General features: G+C 59.2%; 16 protein-coding genes and 1 pseudogene. 13 read left to right on the top strand and 4 right to left on the bottom strand.

The features are described 5' to 3' along the window. Nucleotides 1–2 precede the first annotated feature (2 nt). The 5 genes and pseudogenes from C0Z16_RS31400 (at nucleotide 3) to C0Z16_RS31420 (ending at nucleotide 3,552) form a co-directional block, all read left to right on the top strand. Nucleotides 3–197 (top strand): hypothetical protein, encoded by a 195-nt coding sequence (locus tag C0Z16_RS31400; RefSeq protein WP_244201424.1) that lies wholly within the window; start codon nucleotides 3–5, stop codon nucleotides 195–197. A 9-nt stretch (nucleotides 198–206) separates the two neighbouring features. After that, nucleotides 207–902, top strand: coding sequence for a hypothetical protein (locus C0Z16_RS31405; protein ID WP_102635934.1), 696 nt, complete (start codon nucleotides 207–209; stop codon nucleotides 900–902). A 260-nt stretch (nucleotides 903–1,162) separates the two neighbouring features. Then, a pseudogene (locus C0Z16_RS31410) lies at nucleotides 1,163–1,424 on the top strand (altronate dehydratase); the annotation flags it as partial. Between the two features lie 315 nt (nucleotides 1,425–1,739). Continuing rightward, nucleotides 1,740–2,780 (top strand): Gfo/Idh/MocA family protein, encoded by a 1,041-nt coding sequence (locus C0Z16_RS31415; protein ID WP_102635935.1) that lies wholly within the window; start codon nucleotides 1,740–1,742, stop codon nucleotides 2,778–2,780. A gap of 226 nt (nucleotides 2,781–3,006) precedes the next feature. After that, a complete protein-coding gene (locus C0Z16_RS31420) occupies nucleotides 3,007–3,552 on the top strand; it encodes an SRPBCC family protein (RefSeq protein ID WP_102635936.1) in 546 nt (181 codons plus the stop codon). A gap of 298 nt (nucleotides 3,553–3,850) precedes the next feature. Here the strand turns inward: C0Z16_RS31420 and C0Z16_RS31425 are convergent, their stop codons facing one another. Beyond that, nucleotides 3,851–4,759 (bottom strand): LysR family transcriptional regulator, encoded by a 909-nt coding sequence (locus C0Z16_RS31425; protein ID WP_102635937.1) that lies wholly within the window; start codon nucleotides 4,757–4,759, stop codon nucleotides 3,851–3,853. Between the two features lie 145 nt (nucleotides 4,760–4,904). Between C0Z16_RS31425 and gltP the strand changes: the two genes are divergently transcribed. Next, nucleotides 4,905–6,230 carry a glutamate/aspartate:proton symporter GltP gene (gene gltP / locus C0Z16_RS31430; protein ID WP_102635938.1) on the top strand — a complete coding sequence of 442 codons (1,326 nt, stop codon included), beginning with the start codon at nucleotides 4,905–4,907 and terminating at the stop codon, nucleotides 6,228–6,230. 48 nt (nucleotides 6,231–6,278) lie between these two features. Continuing rightward, nucleotides 6,279–7,568 carry an aminotransferase class V-fold PLP-dependent enzyme gene (locus C0Z16_RS31435; protein WP_102635939.1) on the top strand — a complete coding sequence of 430 codons (1,290 nt, stop codon included), beginning with the start codon at nucleotides 6,279–6,281 and terminating at the stop codon, nucleotides 7,566–7,568. 315 nt (nucleotides 7,569–7,883) lie between these two features. On the opposite strand, the gene C0Z16_RS31440 is transcribed toward C0Z16_RS31435, so the two are convergent. The 3 genes from C0Z16_RS31440 to C0Z16_RS31450 form a co-directional block, all read right to left on the bottom strand. Further along, the gene (locus C0Z16_RS31440) at nucleotides 7,884–8,444 is read right to left on the bottom strand and encodes an RBBP9/YdeN family alpha/beta hydrolase (RefSeq protein WP_102635940.1); all 561 of its coding nucleotides are present in this window, start codon (nucleotides 8,442–8,444) and stop codon (nucleotides 7,884–7,886) included. 274 nt (nucleotides 8,445–8,718) lie between these two features. Continuing rightward, nucleotides 8,719–9,699 carry a quinone oxidoreductase family protein gene (locus C0Z16_RS31445; protein WP_102635941.1) on the bottom strand — a complete coding sequence of 327 codons (981 nt, stop codon included), beginning with the start codon at nucleotides 9,697–9,699 and terminating at the stop codon, nucleotides 8,719–8,721. Between the two features lie 187 nt (nucleotides 9,700–9,886). Continuing rightward, a complete protein-coding gene (locus C0Z16_RS31450) occupies nucleotides 9,887–10,945 on the bottom strand; it encodes a BKACE family enzyme (RefSeq protein ID WP_102635942.1) in 1,059 nt (352 codons plus the stop codon). On the opposite strand from C0Z16_RS31450, the gene C0Z16_RS39405 reads away from it, so the two are divergent. From C0Z16_RS39405 to C0Z16_RS31475, 6 genes are all read left to right on the top strand, one after another. After that, entirely contained in the window at nucleotides 10,944–11,069 is a 126-nt protein-coding gene (locus C0Z16_RS39405; RefSeq protein ID WP_279635089.1) for a hypothetical protein, read from the top strand. The genes C0Z16_RS31450 and C0Z16_RS39405 overlap by 2 nt on opposite strands. Before the next feature lie 582 nt (nucleotides 11,070–11,651). Further along, entirely contained in the window at nucleotides 11,652–12,773 is a 1,122-nt protein-coding gene (locus tag C0Z16_RS31455) for a porin (RefSeq protein ID WP_102635943.1), read from the top strand. Between the two features lie 121 nt (nucleotides 12,774–12,894). After that, a complete protein-coding gene (locus C0Z16_RS37915; RefSeq protein ID WP_158244554.1) occupies nucleotides 12,895–13,071 on the top strand; it encodes a hypothetical protein in 177 nt (58 codons plus the stop codon). A 234-nt stretch (nucleotides 13,072–13,305) separates the two neighbouring features. Next, entirely contained in the window at nucleotides 13,306–14,148 is an 843-nt protein-coding gene (locus C0Z16_RS31465; RefSeq protein ID WP_102635957.1) for a TauD/TfdA dioxygenase family protein, read from the top strand. 267 nt (nucleotides 14,149–14,415) lie between these two features. Next, the gene (locus C0Z16_RS31470) at nucleotides 14,416–15,240 is read left to right on the top strand and encodes a GntR family transcriptional regulator (RefSeq protein WP_102635945.1); all 825 of its coding nucleotides are present in this window, start codon (nucleotides 14,416–14,418) and stop codon (nucleotides 15,238–15,240) included. A gap of 750 nt (nucleotides 15,241–15,990) precedes the next feature. Next, complete coding sequence (locus tag C0Z16_RS31475; RefSeq protein ID WP_244201426.1) at nucleotides 15,991–17,286, top strand: MFS transporter; 1,296 nt, start codon at nucleotides 15,991–15,993, stop codon at nucleotides 17,284–17,286. Nucleotides 17,287–17,293: the final 7 nt, after the last annotated feature.

Below are 17,293 nucleotides of genomic sequence, written 5' to 3' on the forward strand. Positions count from 1 at the left end.
AGATGACAGCCGCGACACAGGCCGCCGAAGCCATCGCCAGTCCGCGTAAACGGGCAGCGGGCCTTCTTGTGACAGCGCGCCAAACAGGCGCGCTCGTCGAGCGGCTGCCCGTCGAACTGCTGCCTACTAGTTTGGATGACGGATCCGCGATCCAGCAAGAGGTCAGCCATCAACTAGGCCGGCAGATCGGCGCATAGGGAGAAGATATGAGCCTTGCTGGAACGGGCGTTGTCGCAATCTGGCATGACCTGCTGCCGGAAGCGAAAGATGAATTCTACGAGTGGCACAACCGCGAGCACATGCCCGAACGTGCCGGCATCCCTGGCTTCAGGCGCGGTCGGCGTTTCATAGCACTGGATGCCGGTCCCGAGTACTTCAATCTATACGAGGCCGACACTGTCGAGGTGCTCGGCTCGCAAGACTACCTTTCCAGGCTGAATACGCCGACACCGTGGACCAAGCAGGTTGTCGCCTCTTTCCGGAGCGTCGCACGCTCAATCTGTCACGTCGCCTATTCGGACGGCGTTGGGCAGGGTGCCTATCTCATGACGGTGCGCTTCGACGTGCCTTCGGATGCGCGGGCAGAAGTCGTGAAGGGTTTGCGTCAGCGCGTGCTGCCGCCCCTCGTGGATCTGCCGGGTATCACGGGCGTGCACCTATGCCTTGCCGACGAAGCGATCAGCAAGGTGGAAACGGCGGAGAAGAAGGCGCGTTCAGAAGGCACGCAGGTACCCACGTGGATCGCGTTAGTCGAAGGGTGCCGGACGGACTATGTGAGTTCAGCCGTGGACCGCTTCCTTTCGGGACTGGCGGCATTGCCCCAGCCAGGTGCAACAACGCCGGACACCACGCTTTATCAACTCGAGTACACGCGCTGCAAAACGCCCTGGAGCGCTGGCTAAACGGTTAAGCGTCGTCTGCATCACCGCTTCACGGCCCTTCGCGCACATCCTCGTGGCCAGTCGCGACCGGCCTTCACCTTGAGAAACGTAGGTGTATTGCCATGTCGTCGAAAATCGCCGACACGTCCCACTCGTCGACCGCGTCGATGTCGGCTCGTGTCATAAGGCTCAATCCTGCCGACGATGTCGTTATCGCGCTCGAACAGCTTTTGTCCGGCACGGTGATCAGCAACGAAGCGGTGACCGTCTCGGGACTGATCACGGGACGCGGTTCAGCTTACGGCTGCGCGCCCGCGCCGTCCGTGAAGCTTGCGACAAACACGGCACTCTGGCAACGACAGGCCGATGATATCGACCTCAACTGCGGAAAAGTGCTGGAAGGGAGGCACCACGATCGAGCAACTTGGCAAGGTGCTGTTTCAATTGCTGCTCGACGTGGCGTCGGGGAAACGTTCCCGCAGCGAGCAACACAGTTACGGACAAAAGGAATTCGTCCCCTGGCAAATCAGCGCAATTAGGTGAAGTAACGGTGTCCGGCTTAAGCAAGGCATGCACCGCACAGTGCTAGCCAATGATCCATGCCACGTTGAACGGATTTTCTTTAGCGCTTGCTTAGTTATACGAATGATATTAAGGGAGTTTTCCCGGGCGTCCTGAGTCGGTCCGTCGCCCTTGGACCTTCGCAACGAGTCCGAGCGGCCGCACTAAAGTGCCTTTTGAAACATAGGTAGAAGCGGATGGTATTCGCTTCCAACTTGACGATGCCAAATTCTGGGGCCGATCCACCATTGTGACGCCTCGGAGTTGACCTATTCCCATGAAGCAAGGAGAAGTGCAATGAGAAGGAAACGTCTGGCGGTGATTGGCGCGGGCGCAATCGGGAGGACGCACGTCGATCGCGCGCGATTGCATCCGGATGTCGAGGTTGTGGCGATTGCGGATCCCTCACCCGCTGCAGAGCAATTCGCGAATGATGAACGGGTGGAATGGTTCGCTGACTATGCCGCTATGCTCGACAGCGCGGAGCCAGAGGGCGTAATCGTCGCAACCCCGAACGCGACGCACCTTGATGTCGGTCTGGCGTGCGTGGAGCGCGGCATCGCGGCACTGATCGAGAAGCCGGTCACCGATCGTGTGGAAGATTCCCTGCGGCTCGACCGCGCCGCGCGCGATGCGGGCGTACCGGTGCTGGTGGGCCACCATCGCCGCCACAATCCGATTCTGCGCCGTGCGCGAGAATTCGTGAGTTCGGGTCGGTTGGGCACCGCAGTCGCGGCTAACGCGTTCGCCACCTTCTATAAGCCGGACGCATACTTCGACGTGCCATGGCGGCGGCAGGCCGGCGGAGGTCCCGTGCTCATCAATTTGATTCACGATATCGACACCATGCGTTTCCTACTCGGCGAGATCGTCGAGGTGCAGGCGCAGACGTCGAAGAATGTGCGTGGTTTCGAAGTGGAGGATACTGCCGCGGTGCTATTGCGTTTCGAGAGCGGTGCGCTCGGGACACTGCTCGTGTCCGACACGGCCGTCGCCCCGTGGGATTGGGATTTGGCGGCGGGCGAAGCCGCGCATTTCCCGCGCCAGGACGAAAACACGCACTTCCTCATGGGTACAGAGGCGTCGCTTACCTTGCCCCGACTCGACATTTGGGAATACCGCAGCGGTAAAGGCTGGCATGATCCACTGACCGTCGAGCGCAGCACGCCACAAGCGAGCGACCCTTACCACGAGCAACTGCGCCACTTCGCGGCAGTGATCGCACGGGAGGAGGCACCCGTATGTTCCGCAGTTGACGGAGCCCGAACGCTGGCCGCGACGCTCGCCGTTCATGATTCGGCCGCAGCGCGTGCGCCCGTGGCGCCTGCGCAGGTATAAGTCGAGAGCCGCTATAGATTGTGCGAACCTGGTAGCGGTCTTCGCCGCAGGCCTTTGCAGGCCGTCGATGCGAGGGAGCCAAGTTAAAGGGCTGCTATGCGTCGCACATCCGCCGCTCCAGACTCGGCGGTTTGAAGGTCTTCTCCGGGCCGGGTGCCGCCTATCGCCGTCCCTTCCACTCCGCCGTAAGATAGCTTCGCCTGTGACAGCGGGAGTACAAGGTGCTATGAAGACCCGTACGCGGTTCGTCACCGCAATATTGGCGGTGCTCGTCGCCATCGCGGTGCTCTTTGTCCCGTTGCCGCAGCGAATGGGGTTCGACACGCGCATCGTTACGGTTGCGTCTATACAACGCCCTCCCACGGTCGTGTTCGACTATGTCACGACGCCGGCTCACTGGCCAACCTGGCATCCGTCATCGCTCGCGGTCAGCGGTTCGGTGGACCATTCGCTCGATGTCGGCGAGCAGGTAACGGAGGAATTCAGGGTGGCGGGCAGGCGTGGCCGCGTGGTGTGGACAGTCGTGGCACGTGTGCGTCCGAGCAAGTGGGTGATAGCAGGAAAGATTGACGGCAGACCGGCCGGCACCGTCACTTATTCGCTGATATCGACCGTGAGCGGAACCCGTTTTGAACGTGAGTTCACTTATCGCGCGCCGTCGTTGTGGTTCGCGATATTGAACTGGTCCGTGCTTCGCGCGCGGATTCAATCTGAATCGGATACGGCAGTCTTGCGACTTAAGAGCCTTGTGGAAGCGTCACCGCAGCATTAGCAACGTCGCTCGGCTGGCGTTGTGACCTGGCGCTTTCACGACCAGCCTGGATCCTTGGGTACAAGTCTGCTAGTGGCCATTCGTGAGGTCAATCGCAGTGCAAGAGGGTGCCATATGTGCAACCGGGTCAGAGTCAGCGAGTGGCCAGTCCAGTCCCGATCGCGGGCGCACGAAAGCGGCTCGCTCCGCCAGACTGGCGAACGATGGCTTCAGCTCTAGCTCAAGCTCTTTTGAGGGCTGCGCACGCCACGTACCTTCGGTTCTGCGATTCGGCGACTTCGACCGCTTTCGCTCTTGCCTAACTTCCCGGATCAAGCAGATTCGAGGAGAAGTCGCACGATTGGGCTGCAAGTCGCGCCACGGCAGCACTGAGCGAATGCGACTGCTCTGCGCGATGCATGGCAACGTATCTGACAGGGGGCAGCGCGGGCACCGTCGGCACGATGACGAGCGTGCGCCGCTTGAGCATGCGCGCAAGGCTTGCTTGGGGCAAATAACTGACGCCGAGCCCCGACAGCGTAAGCCCGATTTGCGCAATGAGGCTGTTGCTTGCCAGCACTCTCTGCAAGGCCACGCCTTGTTCCTCCAGAAACCGGCTGTACACGTAACCCGTTCCCGATAGCGCGCCCTGCAAAATCAGCGGAAACTTCGCGATTTCCGCGAGCGGAATGACACGCTTGCCCGGCGCGAGGCGGGCCGCGCACATCCAGGCATTCTGGACCTGACCGACCAGCGTCGACGTGTACGGCTCGACCTCGTGCGTCTGCGGCACGATGATGACGTCTACCGTCGCCGCTGCCAGCCGTTCGCGCAAGGTCGCGTTGAGATCCACCTCTGCTTCGACCTTGACCTTCGGATATTCGGCCTGAATCGCTGCGATAAGACGCGGCAGCCACGTCAGCGCCGTGAGTTCCGTCACGCCGATGCGAATCTGTCGCACCAGCGCTTCTTTCGAACTCATGCGCTCGACGATGTGTTCCCGCCGTTCGAGCAGTTCTCTCGCGTACTCGAAGAACTCCGTGCCTTTCTCTGTAAGACGCGCGCTGCGATTCGCGCGATCGAACACGGCGACGTCGAATGCGCGTTCCAGTTCCTGAACGCGCTTGGATATCGCCGATTGAGTGGTGTTCAATCGCGTCGCGGCTGCCTCGAACGAACCGAGCTGAACGATCCAGTACAAGGCTTCCATCTGCTTAAACGTCAGCATGGCAGGACTTCATATCTCTAAAAACGATAGTTTCTCATAGAAAAAAATCGCTTTTTTTGTTCATTTTGGCTGCTTACTTTCCCCTTAACGAGTCCCGGCCGAGGCTTCGCTTATCCATATCAACTAGTACGTGTCTGGAGATCGCATGGAATCCGTCATGGAAACACCTCAACCCGATCGCGTGGAACGTAAGCCTCGCGTCGGGCTCGCGTGGCAAATCGTTATCGGACTCGTCGTCGGCATCGCGGTAGGGCTGGTGCTCAATCGTTTCCCGGAGTTTCGCGAATCCGCGATCAACGGCTTTCTGCAACCGGCCGGCGATATCTTTATCCGCCTGATCAAGATGGTCGTCGTGCCGATCGTCTTCACGAGCATGGTGATGGGTATCGCGGGCGTGGGCGACGGGCGCTCGCTCGGGCGCATCGGATTGAAGACACTCGTGTACTTCGAAGTCATCACGACGATCGCAATCGTGCTGGGTCTCGTGCTCGGCAACGTGTTGCATCCCGGTTTGGGCACTGATCTATCCCAACTCGGCCACACCGATATCTCGCGCTATCAGCAGACGTCACAGCAGACGCCGGGACATCACGGGTTCATGGCGCTGTTGTTGAGCATCATTCCCGACAACATCGTCATGGCGATGGGACGCGGCGATCTCCTGCCGGTGATCTTCTTCTCTGTGCTGTTCGGACTCGGCCTGCAATCCGTGCCTGCCGAGTATCGCAAGCCTGTGCTCGCCACCTTCAAAGGCATCAGCGATGCGATGTTCAAGGTCACCGGCATGGTGATGCGTTACGCGCCGTTCGGCGTGTGTGCGCTGATCGCGGTGACTGTCGCGAGCTTCGGCTTCGGTTCGCTGTTGCCGCTCATCAAACTCGTCGCGGTGACCTACCTCGCGATCATCCTGTTCGCGGTGTTCGTGCTCGGCGTCACGGCGCGGCTCTTCGGTTTCAACATCTTCACGCTGCTCCGCGTCATCAAGGACGAACTGATCATTGCGTTCTCGACGTGCAGTTCGGCGACGGTGTTGCCGCAACTGATGAAGAAGATGGAGGACTTCGGCGTGCCTAAGAACATCACGACGTTCGTCGTGCCGACGGGCTACACGTTCAATCTCGATGGCGCGTCGATTTATCTCGGCATCGGCACGTTGTTCGTCGCGCAACTTTATGGCGTACATCTCGGCCTGCAAGAGCAGATCGTACTCGTACTGACGATGGTCGTGACGTCCAAAGGCGCTGCGGGCGTGCCCGGCTTCATGTTCGTCATCTTGCTGACGACGCTTGCGAGCGCGGGACTGCCGCTCGAAGGGCTCGCGTTCATCGCGGGCGTCGACCGGATCATGGATATGGGACGCACCGCGCTGAACGTGGTGGGCAACGCGCTCGCGCCGCTCGTCATCGCCAAATGGGAAGGCCAGTACGACGTTGAGAAGGGCAAGGCTTATATCGCGTCGCTGGAGGCATGAGAGCCGGTGAAGACAGAAATGGAAATCATGAAACGAGGAGTAAATGAGATGCATAGCAATGGCGGGCAGTTGTTTCCCGAGTCGATCGTAGAAGAGATCAAGCGCAGATTTCATTACGTCGATCACGATATCGACGGCCGTGCGCGCCTCTTCTTCGATAACGCCGGCGGATCGTTCAGACTGAAATCGGCACTGGAAGCGTTTGCGCAGGTCGATGCGTTGCCGGATTGTTCCGAGCGCATCCACGAACGCGCGACGGCTTTGCAGGACATTCAGACGCGCGGCGAAGACGACATTCGCCGCATCCTCAACGCGCGCAATGGCAGCGTGTATCTCTCGCTCACGGCATCGGCGGCGATGTTCGAGATGGTGCGCGCGGTGATGGAGAACGTTCCGGGCACAAATGCCGTGACGACCATTCTCGAGCATCCGTCGTCCTTCGACGCAATGAAGCTGTACTGCGAGCGCACCGGCAAGGCGCTGCGCGTCGCGCCAAGCAATGCCGAAACCGGCGGTGTCGATGTCGATGCAATCGTCTCGCTGATCGACGGCGACACGGCGCTATTGAGCGTGATGTACGCATCAAACATTTCGGGCGCGAAGCTGGACATCGCGGCCATCGTCGAACGTGCGCGTGCTCGCAAGCCGGATATCTTCATCATCGTCGATGCGGTTCAGCATGCGCCGCACGCGGTCATCGACCTGCAGAAGACGCCCGTCGACGGCATCAACTTCGCGCCGTACAAGTTCTTCGGATGCCGCGGCGCAGGCGTGGCGTGGCTGTCGGAACGGCTCGCGGAGCTCCCGCATCATCGGCTCGCGGCCAAAGAGAAGGGCGTCTGGGAACTTGGCAGTCCCGCGCCAGCGCACTTTGCCGCGGTGAGCGCGATCGTCGATTATGTCGCGTGGATCGGCGCGCAGTTCAGCGACGCCGAAGACCGGCGCGAGCTCTTCGTGCAGGGCATGCAACGCATCGAAGAACACGAGCGAGCGCTGCTCTCGTTGTTGCTCGACGGCGTTGACGGACAGCGCGGGCTGCGAGCGATCGAAGGCGTACGTGTATTCTGGGATCACAACGATCTGACGCGCCGCGATCTGATTGCGGGCCTCGGCTTCGATTGCCTGGACCCGACCGCCGCCGTGCGCGCCTATGAAGAGCGGGGCGTGATCGTCTACGAGCGGATTGCGACGAGCCTGTACTCGGGGCGAATGTTGAAATCGTTCAACCTCGACGGTGCGGTGCGCATCTCCCCGTTGCATTGCCATGCGCCGCGCGACGTTGCGAGGTTCCTTGCAGTGACGGAGGACATTGTGATCGCGAGTCGGCTCGCCGGATAGCGCAGGGTGAAGCAGAGACGCATTGAGATCTTGTTCCACTCGGAGAACAGCGGCAGGTAATGAGCACCGCATTCAAAAAATACCCCAGTTGCGGCCTGACGCAGGGGTGACCGAGCTGGCGCTACACGCACGCAAGGAACTCGATATCGGACCGGGTAACGTGGGGTCCGCGTTAGCACAAAAACAGCTGTTTCCCATATTAGGAGGGGGGACCTTCGCTTCCAGTCCCTCGCACTCGCAAGCGATTCGGACAAAATCCGGCAGATCTTGTTCGCAGGTCACGGAGCGGACCTTTCGCGCGAGCACGTCGACTTCTTAACTAAGCTCGTCGATGAATTGCAGCGCGCGTCGCCACTCGCCGTACCCTGAAGCGGGGTTGAGATGGCCGACTGCTCCGACGTCAACGAGCCGGGTGCCCCAGGCATTCGACAGTCTGGCGACCTGATCGATCCGCGCAAGAGGATCGTTCGTGCTGGCGGCCACGATGCCAGGGAACGGCAACCGTGTCTTTGGGACCGGAAGCCAACCGTGCTGACGTAAGTCATCCATCGTCGGATAGCCGTCCGGCAGCGGCGATTCGAAATCCGGCGGCACCGCCAGCAGCGCGCCCTTTATCTCCCGCCGGTGATGTTTCGCCCAATGTACCGTTGTGATTGCGCCGGCGCTGTGCGACACAAGCACCACAGGACCGGCGATGCCGGCAAGCGCCTGATCGAGCGCGTCGATCCTCGCCGCGCAACCGAGCTTGTCGAGTTCCGGCGGCGGCACGACGCGCGCATTGGGCAGCGTGCGTGCCAGAATCGTTTGCCAGTGATCCTCGACGTGGTCTCGTAAGCCGGGAACGATTAGCACGGTCGGTGGCGGTGAAAATGCCATTGGGCAGGGTTCCGTAAAAAAATCAATTGAATATGGGCGGGTCGCATGCGCCGTCGAGGTGGCGCAGGTTCGTCACAATGCGACCACCACTGGCTCTGAGAAGCAAATACTTTTGCGGTGCCAAGGCGCAGTGCTTTATGGGCAAAGCAGCCACACGTATCGCGAATGCTTTGCCCCGCGTTGGGTCCTGATCGATCTGATACGAACGCTGGGTCGGTCACGTCCTGCAAGCCACGCCAGCGTGACGGTTGTCGTTTCGCAGGAGCCGAGACGGTCAAATCACGAAAATGGACGAGCCCGTGGTCTTGCGGGCCTCAAGGTCCCGATGCGCTTGCACTGCGTCCTCCAAGGCATATCGTTGATTGATCTCGATGCGGATACGGCCTGCGGCTACGTGGCCGAATAGCTCATCCACCAGCTCCGCCTTTTCGGCAGGATCGGCAATGTAGTCGGCCAGACCCGGACGAGTCAGGTAAAGCGACCCCTTGCGTGCCAGTATTTGCGGATCGAAAGGCGGGATCGTGCCGGAAGCCGTCCCGACGCAGACCATCAGGCCTCGACGCTTGAGGGAGTCGAGCGAGGACATGAACGTGGCCTTGCCCACGCTATCGAAAACCACCGAGACGCCCACTCCGTCGGTCAGCTCGCGCACTCGCTTCGCGACGTCCTCATGACTGTAGTTGATCGTGTGATCGCAACCGTGGGCGCGTGCTACCTCAGCCTTGGCGTCGGTCGACACCGTGCCGATCACCGTGAGGCCTAGCAGTTTGGCCCACTGCGAAACGATCAGGCCGACACCGCCCGCCGCAGCATGAAGCAGCACGGCGTCGCCCGCTTTGAACGGATAGATCCGGCGCACGAGGTAGGCGGCGGACAAGCCCCGCATGGTCATCGCCGCTGCAGCTTCGCAACTGATGGCCTCTGGCAGCTTGATCAGCAGCGCCGCGGCAATCAGCCGCTCAGTGCTATAGGCGCCCAGCGTGTTGATGAAGCCCGTGTAGGTCACACGGTCGCCTACCGCCAGATGGGTCACGCCTGCCCCGATGGCCTCGACCACACCGGCAGCTTCGTTGCCGAGGCCGCTCGGGAGGGGAACCGTGTAGGTGCCACCGCGGAAGTAGGTGTCTGCAAAGTTAAGACCCACTGCCACGTGGCGTAAGCGCACCTCTCCCGCTCCCGGCTCGCCAACGCCGGCGGCCTCGAAACGAAGGACCTCGGGGCCACCGGTTTCGTAAAATTTAACGACTTTTGCCATGTTGTCTCCGCTTACGTATACGTATCGACTGCCGCAGCTCGTCTGCGAACTGCTAACCCTTATTGCACCCTTAACCTCGCCAGAAAAATCCACTCAATGCAGGGGAGTTTCAGCTTCGGCTCCAGTCTGTCATCCGGATGATGCCGGGCGACTCATACACCGGGTGACATCAATTCCTCCACAGGTGTCAGCTCGGCTTGCGCAGGAATCCCTGGTTGCCACCGTTGCGATTGGGCGCGAATCCATTGGCCTGAAGCGTCTCTTCCGCCGTTTCATAGAAGACCCCGATCTTCATGATTTCGCGCGCCTGTTGCGCTGTTGCGATGGGTCGGCCAAATTCGCCGGCGATACGCACCAACTGCTTGATCTGCTCGACGGAGCTCATCTTGCCCGTGCGGGTCTGATTCCACAGCACGTCCTCGATGCCGCATCGCACATGCAGGCCCAGGGCGATGCCGATCATGTTCACTGGCAGCACATTGAGCACGGAGCTCTCCACCGTGACCACCGCGCCGTCGGGCGCAGCGCGCAGGAAGTTGGCCAGGTTGTAAATGTTCGCCTGATCCATGCCGCCGCTGATAGCCACCCAGTTCATTACCAGTGGGCCTTTGTAGACGCCGCGGCGAATCATCCGCTCGATCGTTTCAAAGCTATTGATGTTGTAGCACTGAAACTCACTCTGGATTCCGGCCGCTGTCAGGCGTCGGATGTGCTCTTCGGCCCAACTGGGATTCGAAGGAACGATCATGTCCTTGTAGGTTGCATAGAGGTTCGGGAATCCGCGCGAAACTCCCTTGAAGTCGTCTACGCCCGCATGCTCCGTCACGTTCATTTGTGTCGTGTTGACGGTCACCGTCACCTGATCGGGCTTCGGATCGAGTTCGGCCAGCATATGCCGCGTGTCATCGCTCAGCCATTTGGCGGCCTCGCCATCGGATTCAGGTGCGAAGCTGATGGAGCCGCCCACCTGGATGACCATATCCGGCACGCGGGCGCGCACCCCGGCGATCAGCTCATTGAACATGGACAGACGCTTGCTGCCCTTGCCATCTGGCTCGCGCACATGCAGATGCAGTACGGTGGCACCGGCTTCATAGCAATCCACCGCCTTCTGAATCTGATCCGCCATTGTGACGGGGATGTCTTCCGGGAAGTCCGAAGGAATCCAGCCCGGCGCATAAGGAGCGGCAGTGATGATCAGAGGCTGCTGGTTCTCCGGATACAGGTGGCCGTCGAGAAAGTTCATGATGATGGATATCCCAGTTGAATTGCGAGTTTTGATAATGTCGCGCCAGATGCGAAAGCTGGTGGAGGCCGCCAGCGAATCACTTCGCAGTGCGCCGCTTTCTGCTTTGCTTTGGATGCCTTGAACGCTTGCTTTTCATGACATCGATCTCAAGCTCGGGTCACTGGCGCTGGTTGTGTCTGGCGTTGCGGCAGGCCCGTTACTCAGTACCGCATCCACATCGTCATGTGGGCTCTTTCCCGACGCGACGTGTTGTTGAGCCGGCATCACAATTCCAGGCATGCAGCCGTAGAACAGCGCCTCGTAGAGAACGCGGTTCCTCGGTGGCCTGAACGCGGAAGCGATCCATTCCGCAATCGGCGGTCTCGATAGCATTGGAATTCCTCCGATAACTGGTTTTGCTTCTGTCGCGATAGCGACGAGGCCCATCATGCTTCCAAGTGTAGCTTCACATGATATTAATGTCGACATAAAAAGAGTAGTGTTTCCACCAGGATTGCCCGGTGTGTCCTGATTCTCTCAGTATAAGTATTAATGTCGACAACAAAAAACATAGGTCATGATGGAGTTGTCGCCAGCCGCTGGCATCGCTCGCGATTCAACGAATGGCTGCTGTCGGGGGAACGAAGCGGGAGCGTCAAGTGGCCCCGCACCGGTGCTGGTCATCGGCGGCTATAAGGCGTAACTCAGGACAAGAGGGGGCAATATGAGGAAACCAGGACTTGCGTTGTTACTGACATCATCCATTGTGTCCGGGCCGGTATTTGCCCAGAGCTCCATTACGCTGTACGGCATCGTGGATACCGGAGTCGAGTTCATCACGCACGCTACGCCAACTGGCGGATCAGTTGCGCGACTGCCAGTCATCGGAGGCGGCGACGTGCCCTCACGATGGGGGCTCAAAGGTTCGGAAGACCTGGGCGGTGGTCTAAAGGCAATCTTCACCTTGGAAAACGGCTTTGCGGTTTCGAACGGAACGGCGCTGCAAGCCAATCGTCTGTTCGGGAGACAGGCTTACGTCGGTTTGAGCAGCACTTGGGGACAACTGACGTTTGGTCGCCAGTACAGCATGCAAACGTGGGGGATGATCGACGCGAACATTATGGGCGCAGCGGGAATTGGCGGCGTCGGTTCGCTCGACAGTGCCTTGCTGGCGGATCGCTTCGATAACTCCCTGTCCTATATTGGCAAATTTTCGGGGTTGACCGTGGGGGCGAGCTATTCGTTTGGCCGGGATGCCTCGGCCGCAGGGAACTGTGGCGGTCAGACAGGAAACGATTTTCTCGCCTGCCGTGGGCTTTCTGCGATGCTCAAATACGATGCGAGTTTCTGGGGGGTTGCCGCGACGTACGAAGAGTTGCGAGGCGGTGCAGGTTCCGCGCCGATCGCGGTCGTTCCGGGCGCACGGGGCGCCGCATTCACACAATCCGGAGACACGGACCGCCGCTATCAGTTGAATGCGCATTTGACCACCGGGCCGGTGCGGTTCGGCGCCGGCTGGATTCACCGGATCCTTCATGGCGACATCCGGTCGGCGAAAACGGATATCGAATATCTGGGCGCATCTCTGCTGTACGGAGCATGGGTTTTCGACGCTCAAGTTTCGCATATCAGCAATAGCAAAGACGATGCAAACGGCACGCTCAGTGTTGTGAGGGCGAACTATAATCTCAGCAAACGTACGGCGGTGTACGGCGTGCTTGGGTACATGAAGAACAATGGCAAAGGCGCCATCTACTCCGTCTCCGCAGGCACGGCCGTTCCTGCCGCGCGGTTCGCCGGGTCGAATCAGATCGGCCTCGAAATGGGTATCCGTCACACGTTCTGATCCGCGATTCGCTTCGGGCCCGGCAGTTGTGCCAGGGCCTGTGCGCATGGTCGGGGCGGAGATTCGTCCACGTATTGATGCCTGTATGAACGTTGGCTCTCATATCGCCAAGATGCGCCGCATGACAGCGCTCCGCGCGCGTCTCGACCCGCTGGTCGACTTCGAATTGTGGTTCTGGTCCAAGTTGACCGCGGGCGTCAACATGTTCAATGCAACGTTTCATCTCGTCGCACTAAACCGTGACGATCCCGCGTTCTCAACGATTCCCGGCGTGCACGTTGTACAGCAGCCGGATTGAGCTACGCGCGGGGATTGCGCGGGAGTTGTGCGGACCTGGCGACATGAGCGGTCGCGCAGGCAAATGTCTTGCAGTTAACTACTATAATGTCGACATAAATAGAATTGGCTGCTATCTTGTATCGACGGAAAGACAGTTCTCTCGTTGCGGCTCGCAGAGTAGGAGCCGACTGGGTTGGCCGTGAAACGTGGTGGACTGCAGCATACTTATCAAATGTCGGAGATATCGATCATGATCAAAATAGAGAGACTGACTGCTTGCATTGGTGCGGAAGTGTCCGGTGTGAGTCTGGGAGACGCATCGCGCGATTCGTCGTTGTTCGCAGACATCAAGGGACTCTTGCTCAAGCATCGCGTTCTGTTCTTCCGGGACCAGGCAATTTCCCGAGCGGAACATGTCGCCTTTGCGCGCCGCTTCGGCAAGCTGGAAGATCATCCGGTAGCCGGAAGCGATCCAGAGCATCCGGGGCTCGTGCAGATCTATCGATCGGACGCGAAGAATCCGTACGAAAACAACTATCATACGGACGGCCTTTGGCGCACGAACCCTTCCATGGGTGCGGTGCTCCGCTGCGTCGAGTCACCGGAGGTCGGGGGCGATACCATTTGGGTCAATATGGTCGAGGCCTACAAGCAACTGCCTGACGATATCAAGAAGCGCATTGCAGGACTGAGAGCGAAGAGCAGCATTGAGCACTCGTTCGGAGCGGCAATGGATGCGGAAGAGCGAAGAAAGCTTGCGACGAAAAATCCGGAAGTGGAACACCCCGTCGTGCGCACGCACCCGGAGACAGGCGAAAAGATTCTTTATGTCGGCAGCTTTACCACGCATTTCGTCAACTATCACACGGTCGAGAATGTGCGTTACGGCCTGGACAAGACACCAGGAGCGAGTCTGCTATTGAACTATCTGCAGAGTCAGGCATCGATCCCTGAATATCAGGTTCGTTTCCGGTGGAAGCCGAATAGTGTTGCCGTGTGGGACAACCGATCGACGCAGCATTACGCCGTTATGGATTACTGGCCGGCGCCGCGCAAGATGGAGCGAGCGGGAATCGAAGGTGACTTGCCGTATTGACGGGCTGCTGCGAGTCATGCGTATAGCTCACCTGACAAGCCGTCGCACGACTCAGCGGTTCGAAGACGCGAACGCTCCAGTGTTAAGGTGAGGTTTTACGGGAGGAGTGAGCCCGAAAAACCGGGGCGAAACGCGGCCCATGCGAGAGCAGACGGCAACGGGATTGATTTCCACATGACGTGGCGATCAATTCTCGTCGAGATTACAATTCCAACGGCTATACTGTTAGTGGGTTAAATTCGACAAAAACTTTTTCCGTAATACGTCATGGCTCGCAATAAAACGCAGAACCTTCCCGATCTCTCCACGCTCCTAACGCCCAGAAATTCGCTGATGCTGGCGGTCGAGCGGGCGGTGCTGCGAGGGCACGAGTGGGCATACGCTTCCGCGCCGATTGCCGAGCAGATCGCCGTTCGGTTGGCTGGAGTCATCACGCTCGATCTGGTGAAAGCGGGCCAGCGTCTGCTTGAAAAGGATATCAGCGAGGTACTGCACGTCAGTCGTGCTCCAGTGCGCGAAGCGATGCGCATTCTGGAGCGTGACCGCCTTGTCGAGTTTCAGGCACGGCGAGGCGCGATCGTTACCGCGCCCGACGAGCACGAGCTTCGAGATATTTTTCGCGTGCGCAGCGTGCTTTACGTCACGATGCTGGAGCAGGTGGCGCGCGAGTGCCCTGACGAACTCGAAGCGTTGTTCAGCGCGCATATACCCAGATTGGTTAAAGCGGCCGAAGAGTCGGCGGATGCGTACGCCGTGGAAAGCTTCCTTCTTAATTTCGCGATCGTCAGTTTGTGCCGCAATCGGCTTCTGGTCGATGTCCTGCACTCGGTCTCATTGCGAACGCTGCGCTATGTCCGGCTCGGATTCGTGGCTGCACCGCAGTCGATTCGTGCATCGTTGAAAGACTGGCGCGCGCTGCATAAGGCCGCCGTCAGACGCGACAACGAACTGCTGCTCTCTCTCGCAGCTTCGCGGTTGGACGAGGCGCGGGACGTGGCTATTCGTGCACTTGCTGCAAAAGCGGCAGATGGTCGGCGCGCGCGTGCTTTAAAGACGGCTCAGTCCAAAGCAGCAGCCGCAGCCGTGGAGTAAGTCGTTTTCTGAGCACCCCGCATGACTGAATCTCGATCATGTGGGAGGCCATGTCACGAAGTGCCGCTGCGAATTTTTTAATGTCGATGGTGCGGCTAACATGCCCGCGAGGTTCGACGGCTCGAGCTGCTCCACACATCAGCACGCTATGACCTCTTCGTCGACTTCGCTTTGACATCGGGTTTTTTCTCACGCTGGGTTCGCCGTTCAAATCTAAGAGCCTCAACTGACTACGTCCTCCATTGATCCGCGCAACGGACAGAGGAAAGTAGGGAACGGCTGTCGGCTTCCAAACCATGCAACGCGCGAACGGCTGAATCTACTCGCATCGGCCGATGCATCGTCGTTCAGGTCACAACTGCGATCATCGATCATCCGATGCAATTTCGGTCGCCGATTTTTCACTCTCGCAGCCTTCACTGGGCCGATCCTGTTCAACACAGGGACGAGCATTCCCCACGGGGTTTACGCCAATGCGACGCGTCGCGGGAGTGCCGCATGGACGTGGGTGCATCGCCACTAATAATTAATGTCGTCAAAAATAAATCTCGGTGCTATGCTGAAGCCAGAGTGAGGGTTGCGCGCGATATCGGCGCGCCAGTCGAAGCAACTTCACCAAGTCAACGTGAGCGAAGACGCAGAACAAGGCATAGACGTCGAACACGCGCAGGGCGACACAGCGAATGCGTCCGGCGTAGCCGGCGACAGGCACGAGCCATCGAATTGTGTGAATTACTGGAGGAGACAGAATTGAACCTGTACACGAGCAACGCTATGCCGGCAGAACCGACCGTGGCTACAAGTAGTACCCGTGCCTACGCGTGGGTAGTGTTTGCATTGATGTTTTGCCTGTTGCTCTCCGACTACATGTCGCGGCAGGCGATCAATGCCTTGTTTCCGATCCTGAAGGTGCAGTGGCAAATGTCCGATACGCAGCTCGGCTCGCTGAGCGGTGTGGTGCCGTTGGCGGTCGGCGTGCTGACACTCCCGTTTTCCATCGTTGCGGACCGTTGGGGTCGGGTGAAAAGCATCGCCGTGATGGTCGCGTTATGGAGTTTTGCCACACTTGGATGCGCCATCGCCAGCAACTACCACGAGATGTTCATCGCGCGCATTTTCGTTGGCATTGGTGAAGCAGCGTACGGCAGCGTTGGAATTGCGATGCTCATCAGCGTCTTTCCGAAGCATCTGCGCTCCACCATCGCTGGCGGCTTCACGTCTGCCGCCGCGTTTGGGTCCGTGCTCGGAGTTTCACTTTCCGGAATCGTCGCAACGCATTTCGGCTGGCGCTGGTCGATGGGCATCATGTCGATTTTTGGCTTTGCGTTGGTGATCATTTACTGCCTCGTGGTCACGGAAAAACGACTCGCTCGTGCAAATCCTGACAACGCAGGCGGAATGCAGATGTACGGTCAGGTGAAACTGACGCCTCGCGCGCTTTTGTCCGGGCTATTTCCGTCTTGCTCCGTGTTTTGCGCGTATATCGGCTGTGCGCTGCAGATCTTCATTCAAGGCACGCTTTTCGTGTGGCTGCCGAGCTACCTGAATCGCTATTGGGGCATGCCGGTCAGCAAAGCGGCCCTGGTGGCGGCTGGCCTCGTGCTCGTAAGCGGCCTGGGCCAACTCCTGTGCGGCGTCATAACGGATCGCATTAGCGGCAATTCGTCGGTCAGAAGATGGAACATGGCCATTTGCTATTGCCTCGTTCTCGGCACCTTGCTGGAGGTCGCGTTCCGCTTGCCGCAGGGCAATCTTCAACTCGCGCTCCTCGCGCCTGCCGTGTTCTTTCTGGCCAGTTCGTTCGGTACATGTAGCGCGATTGTCGCGGGGGCAACGGCGCCTTCTATCCACAGCTCGGCGTTCGCCACGATGACGCTGTTCAACAACATATTGGGACTCGCGGCCGGTCCGTTTCTTACCGGCGTGATTGCGGACTCGGTTGGTCTTCAGGTCGCGTTGCGCTGGCTTCCTTGCGCGGCAATCCTGCCTTTTGCGGCGTACATGCTCGGCCGTTGGTTTCATCTGGCTGAAGCGCGACGCGGTTGAGCGTGTC

The sequence above is a fragment of the Paraburkholderia rhynchosiae genome, from assembly GCF_002879865.1.
Lineage (GTDB): Bacteria > Pseudomonadota > Gammaproteobacteria > Burkholderiales > Burkholderiaceae > Paraburkholderia > Paraburkholderia rhynchosiae.

Excerpts from the sequence above, each read along its gene's own strand:
- C0Z16_RS31400 (WP_244201424.1), top strand. The coding sequence starts at position 3 with ATGACAGCCGCGACACAGGCCGCCGAAGCCATCGCCAGTCCGCGTAAA.
- C0Z16_RS31405 (WP_102635934.1), top strand. The coding sequence starts at position 207 with ATGAGCCTTGCTGGAACGGGCGTTGTCGCAATCTGGCATGACCTGCTG.
- C0Z16_RS31415 (WP_102635935.1), top strand. The coding sequence starts at position 1,740 with ATGAGAAGGAAACGTCTGGCGGTGATTGGCGCGGGCGCAATCGGGAGG.
- C0Z16_RS31420 (WP_102635936.1), top strand. The coding sequence starts at position 3,007 with ATGAAGACCCGTACGCGGTTCGTCACCGCAATATTGGCGGTGCTCGTC.
- C0Z16_RS31425 (WP_102635937.1), bottom strand. The coding sequence starts at position 4,759 with ATGCTGACGTTTAAGCAGATGGAAGCCTTGTACTGGATCGTTCAGCTC.
- gltP (WP_102635938.1), top strand. The coding sequence starts at position 4,905 with ATGGAATCCGTCATGGAAACACCTCAACCCGATCGCGTGGAACGTAAG.
- C0Z16_RS31435 (WP_102635939.1), top strand. The coding sequence starts at position 6,279 with ATGCATAGCAATGGCGGGCAGTTGTTTCCCGAGTCGATCGTAGAAGAG.
- C0Z16_RS31440 (WP_102635940.1), bottom strand. The coding sequence starts at position 8,444 with ATGGCATTTTCACCGCCACCGACCGTGCTAATCGTTCCCGGCTTACGA.
- C0Z16_RS31445 (WP_102635941.1), bottom strand. The coding sequence starts at position 9,699 with ATGGCAAAAGTCGTTAAATTTTACGAAACCGGTGGCCCCGAGGTCCTT.
- C0Z16_RS39405 (WP_279635089.1), top strand. The coding sequence starts at position 10,944 with ATGATGATGGATATCCCAGTTGAATTGCGAGTTTTGATAATGTCGCGC.
- C0Z16_RS31450 (WP_102635942.1), bottom strand. The coding sequence starts at position 10,945 with ATGAACTTTCTCGACGGCCACCTGTATCCGGAGAACCAGCAGCCTCTG.
- C0Z16_RS31455 (WP_102635943.1), top strand. The coding sequence starts at position 11,652 with ATGAGGAAACCAGGACTTGCGTTGTTACTGACATCATCCATTGTGTCC.
- C0Z16_RS37915 (WP_158244554.1), top strand. The coding sequence starts at position 12,895 with ATGACAGCGCTCCGCGCGCGTCTCGACCCGCTGGTCGACTTCGAATTG.
- C0Z16_RS31470 (WP_102635945.1), top strand. The coding sequence starts at position 14,416 with ATGGCTCGCAATAAAACGCAGAACCTTCCCGATCTCTCCACGCTCCTA.